The 8619-nt window shown below is 68.4% G+C and carries 10 protein-coding genes; all 10 read right to left on the bottom strand.

The features are described 5' to 3' along the window. Positions 1-551 (bottom strand): vWA domain-containing protein (locus F6S12_RS27970; protein ID WP_315869563.1); only part of this gene is annotated, 551 nt, incomplete at its 3' end. Position 552: 1 nt separating this feature from the next. Continuing rightward, the gene (locus F6S12_RS27965) at positions 553-1551 is read right to left on the bottom strand and encodes a vWA domain-containing protein (protein WP_011061136.1); all 999 of its coding nucleotides are present in this window, start codon (positions 1549-1551) and stop codon (positions 553-555) included. Then, on the bottom strand, positions 1538-2116 hold the full coding sequence (locus tag F6S12_RS27960; RefSeq protein ID WP_315869562.1) for a DUF4381 domain-containing protein: 579 nt from the start codon (positions 2114-2116) through the stop codon (positions 1538-1540). Before F6S12_RS27960 ends, F6S12_RS27965 begins: the two co-directional genes overlap by 14 nt. Continuing rightward, positions 2113-3063: a DUF58 domain-containing protein gene (locus F6S12_RS27955; protein ID WP_123430837.1), complete on the bottom strand. Its 951-nt coding sequence runs from the start codon at positions 3061-3063 to the stop codon at positions 2113-2115. Before F6S12_RS27955 ends, F6S12_RS27960 begins: the two co-directional genes overlap by 4 nt. 11 nt (positions 3064-3074) lie before the next feature. Further along, positions 3075-4055 (bottom strand): AAA family ATPase, encoded by a 981-nt coding sequence (locus F6S12_RS27950; protein WP_315869561.1) that lies wholly within the window; start codon positions 4053-4055, stop codon positions 3075-3077. A gap of 23 nt (positions 4056-4078) precedes the next feature. After that, the gene (locus F6S12_RS27945) at positions 4079-4663 is read right to left on the bottom strand and encodes a hypothetical protein (protein ID WP_212806336.1); all 585 of its coding nucleotides are present in this window, start codon (positions 4661-4663) and stop codon (positions 4079-4081) included. Then, a complete protein-coding gene (locus F6S12_RS27940; RefSeq protein WP_315869560.1) occupies positions 4660-5424 on the bottom strand; it encodes a DUF2092 domain-containing protein in 765 nt (254 codons plus the stop codon). The genes F6S12_RS27945 and F6S12_RS27940 overlap by 4 nt, the downstream gene beginning before the upstream one ends. A gap of 12 nt (positions 5425-5436) precedes the next feature. Further along, on the bottom strand, positions 5437-6390 hold the full coding sequence (locus tag F6S12_RS27935; RefSeq protein WP_019095220.1) for a transporter: 954 nt from the start codon (positions 6388-6390) through the stop codon (positions 5437-5439). 12 nt (positions 6391-6402) lie between these two features. Further along, the gene (locus F6S12_RS27930; RefSeq protein ID WP_315869564.1) at positions 6403-7800 is read right to left on the bottom strand and encodes a DUF1254 domain-containing protein; all 1398 of its coding nucleotides are present in this window, start codon (positions 7798-7800) and stop codon (positions 6403-6405) included. A 55-nt stretch (positions 7801-7855) separates the two neighbouring features. Continuing rightward, positions 7856-8619 (bottom strand): DUF1214 domain-containing protein (locus tag F6S12_RS27925; protein WP_315869559.1); only part of this gene is annotated, 764 nt, incomplete at its 5' end.

The raw sequence follows: 8619 nt of genomic DNA, 5'->3' as shown, positions 1-8619 counted from the left end.
GCTTGCCGGATCACCCCCAGCACATCCTTGCCCGGGCGCTGGATCAGATCGCTGCCCAGGGCCTGGATGAAGCTGTCGAGCAAGGCCGGGTCGTCGCTGGCCGGCAGTACCAGGTGGGCGCTGCCGGCGTAGGCGATCAGCCCGGTGCGGGCGCCATGGCGTTGCTGCACCAGTTGCTGCAGCTTGTGCTTGGCGGCCTCCAGGCGGCTGGGCGGCAGGTCGCTGGCGTTCATCGAGGGGGACAGGTCGAGGGCGATGATCAGCGGTGCGCGGTTGTGCAGGAAATCCGGGCGGTCCTGTTCCCAGGTGGGGCCGGCAGCGGCCAGGGCGCCCAGCACCAGCAGCGCGCTGAGCAGATGCATCGGCCGCAGGCGCTGGGAGTCCTGCGGGGTGACCAGCAGGTGCGTCAGCAGGTGTGGGGCAATGGTGCCCCGCAGGCGGGCCTGCAGGTCATGCCGGCGCTGCCAGAGCCAGGGCAGCAAGGCCCCGGGAATGATCAGCAGCAGCCACAGTGGGCGCAGGAGGTGCAGGTCGCTGAGGTTGATCTGCATTTCAGGCCTCCTGCGGCGGGCGAACCCGGTTCGGGCGCAGGCGCGGCGCCAGCCAGGCCAGCAGGTGATACAGCACCAGCAGGCCCAGGGCCGCGCCCAGGGGCCAATGGAACAAATCGCGCTTGGGCTGGTGGCGCAGGGTCTGCACTTGATGGGGGGTGAGGCGGTCGAGGGTGGCGTAGACCTGGTCCAGGGCGCTGCGGTCCTCGGCGCGGAAGTAACGGCCACCGGTGGTCCGGGCGATCTGCTCCAGGGCCGACAGGTCGACCTTGGCTTCACCTTCGGCGCTGGGGTCCCCGATGCCGATGGTATGGATCACTACGCCTCGGGCTGCGGCCATGGCGGCGGCGTGTTGTGGGGTGATGGCGCTGCTGGTGTCGTTGCCGTCGGTGAGCAGGATCAGCACTTTTTCTGGCTCATGGGCCTGTTCCAGCAGCTTGAGCGCCAGGCCGATGGCGTCGCCAATCGCAGTGTTGGGCCCGGCCATGCCGATCCCGCTGTCTTCGAGCAGCAGGCTCAGGCTGGCGTGGTCCAGGGTCAGGGGCGCCTGGGCAAAGGCGCCGCTGCCGAACACGATCAGCCCCAGGCGATCGTCCTTGCGCCGCTGGATAAAGCCCTGGACCACTTCTTTCACTGCGCTCAGACGGTCGATCCGCTGGCCGTTGGCGTCGTTGAAATCCTGGGTCTGCATCGATTGCGAGAGGTCGATGGCGAGCATCAGGTCGCGTACCGGCCGCTGCTGTTCGAGGGGAGGCTCGACCCACACCGGCCGCGCCACCGCCAGCACCAGCAGGGCCCAGACCAGCAGGTTGAGCAGCAACTGCCCGCGGTTGCGGCGGCTGCCGGACGGTTGCGGCGCCTGGCCGACCGCGCGGCTCATGGCGGCGAAGAACGGCACCCGCACCGCGCTGCGGGCCTCGCGGTAGGCGGGCAGCCAGCGGTAGCCGAACCAGGGCAGCGGCAGCAGGAGCAACAGCCAGGGAGAGTCAAGCTGCCACATGATGCTGCTCCACCCAGGTGCGGCACTGCTCGAACAGCTGTTGTTGCTGGGCGGGCGAGAGGGCCTGCAATTGCGCCTGGGGCGCGTAGGCCAGCAGGGCCAGTTGCTGGCTGAAATCATCGGGCAGCGGTAGCGGGCAATGCTGTTGCAAAAAGGCCTGCCAATCCGCCCCTCGCAGCGCCGCCACCCCCCGCGGGCCTGCAGGCGCTGGCTTGCCCGCGAAAGCGCGGGTGGCTGTGGCAAGGGCTTCCCCGGCAAGCCGGCGCCCACGGGATGCGTGGGGGGCAGGGGGCATGGACAGGGCCACGCGCTTGAGCAGTTCGGGCAAGGCGCGCAGGGCATGGATGCGCTCGTCGCTGGCTTGCAGCCGGGCCAGTTGTGCCAGCGCTTCGCGCCGATAGGCATCCCGGCGCCAGCGCCAGTAGCGCCGGGCGCCCCAGGCCAGGGCGCCGAGCAGCAGCAGGGCCAGCAGCACGGCCCAGCCCCAGGTCTGCGGCAGGTAGGCGGGCGGTGGTGGCAGGGGCATTTCCTGCAACTGGTCGATGCTGGGGAGGGTCGGGTTCATCGCCGCGGCGTTCCCAGCCTGCCCAGCTCGCTGCGCAGTTGTCCCAGGGCCTCCTGGGCCGTGCTGAACATCATCAGCGGCACCTGGCTGCGGCGCAGCAGGCTGGCCACGTCCTTGAGCCGGCCACTGAGGAAGTCCCCCAGGGGCCGGTGCACCTGGCGCTGCTCCACCGCCAGTTCCACTTGCAGTTGGCCCTGGGTCACCAGCAGCCGGCCGTTGTGCGGCAGTTCCAGGGCCAGGGGGTCATAGACCTGCAGGGCGATCACGTCGTTGTGCCGGGCCAGTTGGCGCAGGTACTGCAGGGTGCGCGGGCTGGTGCCGGCGAAGTCGCTGACGATACAGACCAGATGGTCGTGGGCGGCGAGGTTCAGGCATTGCTGCAGCACCCGGTCCAACTGCGCGTCGCCCTCATGGTCGGGGTTGCCGGCGTGCAGTTGCTGGTTGTGCTGGACGATCCGGCTGCACAGGGCTTCCACGCGCTTGCGGCTACGCAGCGGGGCGAGGCTGTCGATGTCCTGGTCGTTGAACACCAGGCCGCCGACCCGGTCACCGGCCTGGAACACCATCCACGCCGCCAGCGCCGCCAGTTCTGCGGCCAGGGCCGACTTGAAGGCCCGCCGCGAGCCGAAGAACATCGACATGCGCTGGTCCACCAGGATCAGCGCCGGGCGGTCGCGCTCTTCGGTGAAGGTACGCACCACCGCCTTGCCGGTGCGCAAGGTGGCGCGCCAGTCCAGGTGACGCAGATCGTCGCCGGGCTGGTAGCGGCGCAGTTCGTCGAAGTTCAGGCCGCGCCCGCGCAGGCGCGAGGCGTGGTTGCCGGCGAGGATGCTGGCTTGTGGCTGGCGGGCGACAAAACTCAGGGAACGGGCCTGGAACTCCAGGGCCATCAGCTGGCTCAGGGCGACATAGACCTGCCCGTCGGCTTCGTGCAGTGGCGTTGCCATGGCGGTTCTCCTCAGACCGGGATGGCCACGCTGTCCAGCAGCAGGTCCAGCACCTGATCGGCGCCGACGCCGTCGGCCACCGCGTCGTAGCTCAGTTGCAGGCGGTGGCGCAGCACCGGGTGCAGCACCCTGCGCACGTTGTCCGGGCTGACGAAATCCTCGCCCTGCAGCCAGGCATCGGCACGGGCGCAGCGATCCAGGCCGATGCCGCCCCGGGGGCTGGCGCCGATGGCGATCCAGCGCCCCAGGTCCGGGTGATAGTCGGCGGGGTGGCGGGTGGCGTTGACCAGGTCGATCAGGTAGCGGTCGATGGCCGGGGCCACGGCCACCGCGCCGACTTCGCGACGGGCATCGAAGATCACCTGCTGGGACAAGGCAAAGCCCGGCACCCCGGGCGTGGCGCTGCCCAGGGCCTGTTCCTCGGCGCGCAGCAGGCGCAGCACCTGGCTTTCGTCCTCGGGCTGGGGGTAGTCCAGCAGCACCTTCATCAGGAAGCGGTCCATCTGCGCTTCCGGCAGGGGGTAGGTGCCTTCCTGCTCGATGGGGTTCTGGGTCGCCAGGACGATGAACAGCTCGGGCAGGGCATGGCTGGTGCCGGCCACGGTGATCTGCCGTTCCTCCATGGCTTCCAGCAGCGCTGCCTGGACCTTGGCCGGAGCGCGGTTGATCTCGTCCGCCAGGATCAGGTTGCCGAACAGCGGCCCGGGCTGGAAGCGGATCTGGTTCTGCCCCTGTTCCTGGTGCAGCACTTCGGCGCCGGTGATGTCCGAGGGCAGCAGGTCGGGGGTGAACTGGATGCGCCGCATGCTGGCCTCCAGGTGCCGGGCCAGGGCCTTGACCGTGCGGGTCTTGGCCAGCCCGGGCAGGCTTTCCAGCAGCAGGTGGCCGTTGCCCAGCAGGCCGATGACGATCTGCCGGATCACCGCTTCCTGGCCCAGCACCGCTTCGCTGATGCTGGCTTGCAGGGCCTGTATATCGTTACGTGCGCTCATGCTCGGTTCCTTGTGCATAGCCATTACCAGGGGGCCGCCACGACCACGTAGCGCAGGCTGCCGCCGATGTATTGCGGCTGGTACCAGGTGTTGCCGCAGTGTTGGTAGGCCACGCCGCTGGCCACCACCGAAACGCAGTCCGGCGGCACGTTGTCGACCTGGGTGCCGATGGCGAATGCCGCGGCGGTGGTGGCGCCGACCACCGCCGCTGCGGCCCAGGGGTGGTACCAGTCGTCGCCGTGATCGGGGGGTGGTGGCGGTGGCCCGGGCGGCCCCGGATAAGGCTGGGGCCCTGGCCCTGGATAGGGGTGTGGCTCAGGGCCCGGGCCGGGATAAGGATGCGGGCCGGGCCCTGGTCCTGGCCCGGGATGGGGCTGCGGATAGGGATGGGGCTCGGGATGCGGCGCCGGTTGCGGTGGCTGGGGCATGGGGTGCGGCATCGGCCGCGGCTGGGGCATGGGCCTCGGCGCCGGGCCGCCCCCACCGTGGGGCACGACGAAGGTGCGGGCACCGCCGCCACCGCCGCGCAATTGCCAGGCCTGGGCCGCGGACACTTGCAGCAGGCCAAGGGTCAGGACGCTGTACAGCAACCAGTGATTGCGCTTCATGGCTGTACCTCCCCTTGTGCTGCGCTGCGCTCCAGGCGCCGCAATGGCACCTGAGTGGCGCCGGCCGGGGGCTTGAAGGCGAAGCTTGCGGCACCTGGCGCCGACTTGAGTTGCCAGCGGTAGTCGACACTGTGGCGCGGCTGCTCGGGGCTGTCGCGGCGGCTGATGACCAGGCGGCAGGGCAAGGGCCGGGGCCCTTCGCGCAGCCACAGCTGCCAGTCGATGTCGCTCTGGCGGAAGGCGTAGTGGGCGCAACGCTGGTCGCCCAGGGTCTCGCTGGCGATGTACAGCGCCGACGTCAGGCCGACCTTCTGCGCGGTGTCGGCGTCCCAGCGGAACAGGTCCGCCAGGGGCAGTTCGATGCCGTAGCTGTCGCTCAGGCGCTGTACCAGAGCGTCGATGCTGGCGGGCGCCGGGGCTCGGGCATAGTAGGGGCCGCGGCTGTCGTAGAGGGTGAAGGCTTCGCCGTCGTAGTACAGGCTGCGCCGCGCGCCCTGGCTTTCGACACTGACCCGCAGCCTGTCGGGTCGCTGGGCCAGCAGTTCGGTGTGGTGGCGAAACTCCACGGCCTGGCCGCTTTCCAGCAACTGGTCGGTGACGCTGTCGGCCTGGATCGCGAACTCGCGCAGGCTGCGCAGGTAGCTGCCCATCTGCTGCAGGGCGCCGAGGGCAAGAGGTTCCAGCTCATCGGCGGCGTGCAGCGGGGCACCGGCCCAGAGCAGGCCGAGCAGGGCGACAAGGACCCTTGGATAAGGCGGCATGGCGCACTCCTGTCAGAAAAAGGCCAGGGTCAGGTTGACGCTGACGCCGTTGCCCTCGGGGCGGTTCTTGGTGTCGAACTCGGGGATCCAGCGCGCGCTGATGTTGGCCTGGGCATCGGCGAACTTGCCGCTCCAGCCCAGGGTCGGCCCGGCGCCCACGGAGCGCCCGCGATAGCCGTTGAGTCTGTCTGCGGTGGGGCCCTGGTCGTCGCTGATCTGCTGGATGTAACCGACCACCAGCCCGGCGTTCCAGCCGCTGCCGAAGCCGTGGGTCCACAAGCCATCGAGGCGCAGGATGTCGCCGTTGCGGTAGTCGGCGGCGTCGTTGCGGGTGTAGAACTCCAGGGCGCCCATCAGGCTGAATTCGCCGCCCTTGCCGTCCAGATGGGTGAAGGCGATGGTCGGCATGAAGGTGTAGTTGTTCTGCCCGGGGTTGGCCAGGCGGTTGTCGTTGTAGGCCCCGGTGGGCACGTAGATCGGCAGCGACAGGGCGATATGGTCGCGCTCGTTGATGTGGTAGCCGGCGGCGATCGGCGTGACCAGCAGGTCGGCGAACTGGGTGCCGCTGTCCTGGGTACCCACCGTGCGCCCGCGGGGGCCGGTGAGGCTGGCCTGGATGTCGGTGTACTGCACCGGCACGCCGATGGCCGAGGCGTAGTTCCAGCGGCCCTTGCCGGTGTCCCAGACCCGGGTGAAGTTGCCCATGGTGTAGGACACCTTCATTTTCAGCCCCGAGCTGAGATCGCCGATGATCGGCACCTGGCCGCTGCCCTTGAGCTCGCCGTCGTAGTAGATGCTGGTCAGGGACATCACCCAGCCCGGTTCCGGGGGGATGATCCCGGCATTGGAGTAGATCTGCTGGCCGGTGATGGGCCGGCCGACCCCGCCTTCGGCGGCATGCAGCAAGGGGCTGGCCGCCAGCAGGCAAAGGGCCAGGGATGAACGCAGGGGCGAAGGGCTGGGCATGACGGGCTCCGCTTATTGTTGTTCAGGGGCGACCGGCGTCAGCGGCGGCATCTTCCACTGGCCGTTGCTGACGTCGGGTTTGGGCAGGTAGATCCGCAGCACCCCGTAGAAGGGGCCGTCGGGGGCCGGCAACCAGTTGCTTTGCAGCTCCTTGGCCGGCGGCTGGTGCTGCACATGGAGGGTCAGGCCGCCGTCGGCGTCGGTTTTCAGCGAGGGCAGCATGCGTGAGTTGATCAGGTAGCGTTGCAGCGGGTTGGCCACCAGCAGCTTGCTCTTGCCGTCGTACATCGTCAGCGACCAGAAGGCATTGGCCGGGGGCAACTGGCCCTTGGCGAAGTGCAGGCGGTAGCGGTGCTGGCCGGCGTTGAGCGGCTGGCCCTGGTCATCGACGAAGTAGCCGATATAGCTGGCCTCTTCGGCGGAGTTGCCGAAGATCCCCATGTTGGCCCCGGCGTAGCGGTACAGGTAGTTGTCCTGCAGGTGCTGGCGGCTGCCGAACAGGTCGCCACTGGTGATCTTGTGGGTATCGACCTGTTCTTTCTTGAAGGCGGCGAATTCGGCCTTGCCGTCGCTGATGCCGTCTTCCAGGGCCTGCTTTTGCGCGCCGCCCAGCTCTTTGAGGGGGAAGGGCTGGCCGGGAATGATGCCGATACTGGCCAGGCGTGCCAGCAGGTCCTTTTCCTCGGGCTGGGGCTGGGCGAAGGCCAGCATGAAGTTCAGGTAGCCGAACAGTTCCGGGCTGTCGCTCATGGTGGCGGTGGGCGGGGGCCAGTGGATCGCTGGCGGTGCCGGGGGCGGCGGCCGGCCGAGGAACTGGCTCAGCGCCTGGACCTGGTAGCTCTGCTGGATCTTCTGCACCTGCTCCAGGTCTTTTTCATCGAACAATTGGGTGCGGTACAGGGCGTAGACGATGTTGCTTTCACTGTGCAGCACCTTGTCGATACCGGCTGGCGTGGGGCCTTGCCAGTCAGGCCCGGCGATCAGGTAGTGGCCGCCCTGGTTGCCGGTGCTGCGGGTGCCCAGGTAGTCGAAGTTCTGGGTGTAGAGGTCGATCAACTGCACCGAGTAGTAACGCTGGGCATCGATGGCCGGCAGGCTCAGTACCTGGGGTTCGGCCCGCAGGTCGAGCCAGGCGAAGGAGTAGGGGGTGTCCGAGTTGGGGGTGACGAAGGCCGTGTCCTTGGGGCTGAAGACCTGGGCGGTACCGCCGATGCGGTTGAACGGTGCCTTGAAGTTGGGCCCCCCCTGATCCACGGCCTGGGTGTAGAGGGTCTTGTACATCTCCACCACCGGAAAGCCGTAGAGGTACGCCTGCTTGGCGATACCCCGGGCCTGCTCCGCGGTCGCGCTGAAGGCGCCCAGGGACGGGCCGCTGAGGGCCAGCGTCAAGACCCCGAGCAAGCCGGGCATCACAGCCTTGATGATCATCGTTCGAATCCTTGCGCCAAAGTCAGGGGGGCAGGCGTTACTGCACCAGGGTGATGTCATCGAGTTTCCAGCGCTTGTCGAAGTAGGCCTCGGTGGGGGCGTAGAGCCGGAAGTAGCTGAACCAGTGCTTGCCCGGCAGGGTCTGCACCCAGTTGCTTTCCAGGCCCTTGGGGGCGCTGGGGCCGAAATACAGGTCCAGGGAGCCGTCGGGGTTTTTCTTCAGGTCCTGGCGCGAGGACAGATCGGCCTTGCGCTGCGGGTTGTCGATCAGGCAGCGGCTGGCACTGTCGTAGACGGTCAGCGACCAGAACTGCCTGGCCGGCGGGTTGCTGCCCAGGTGCAGGCGATAGTGCTTGCCGCCGTCCAGCCACTGGCCGTTGTTGTCGGTGTAGGCGCCGAGGTAGGTCTGGCCCAGGCCCGGGGTCTTGGACACCATGCCCTTGGTGTTGGTGACCGCTTCGTAGAACCAGGCGCTGCGTTCCCACAACTGGTCGTAATAGGCCACGCGCTGGGACGGGTCGGCGATGTTCAGCACCTTGTCCCATTGCCGGTCTGGCCAGTACTGGGCATCGGCGAAGCGCTTGGCGAAGGTATTGGCCTGGGCGATCAGCTCACCCATGCGCGCGCCCTGTTCCAGGGCCTGGCGCTGGTGCTCGTTGGGGTTGAAGGGCTTGTCCTTCTCGATGCCGAGGCTGGCGAGCATGGCCATGTAGAAGCGGTCGCGCTCGTTGACCGGCTCCTGCTGGATGATCTGGTGCAGGCGCTCCCAGTAGGCCATGCCCCGCGGCTGGGTGCCGGACC

Source organism: Pseudomonas sp. JV245A, from assembly GCF_032424515.1.
Lineage (GTDB): Bacteria > Pseudomonadota > Gammaproteobacteria > Pseudomonadales > Pseudomonadaceae > Aquipseudomonas > Aquipseudomonas protegens.
This window is presented reverse-complemented; position numbering and strand designations above follow the sequence as displayed.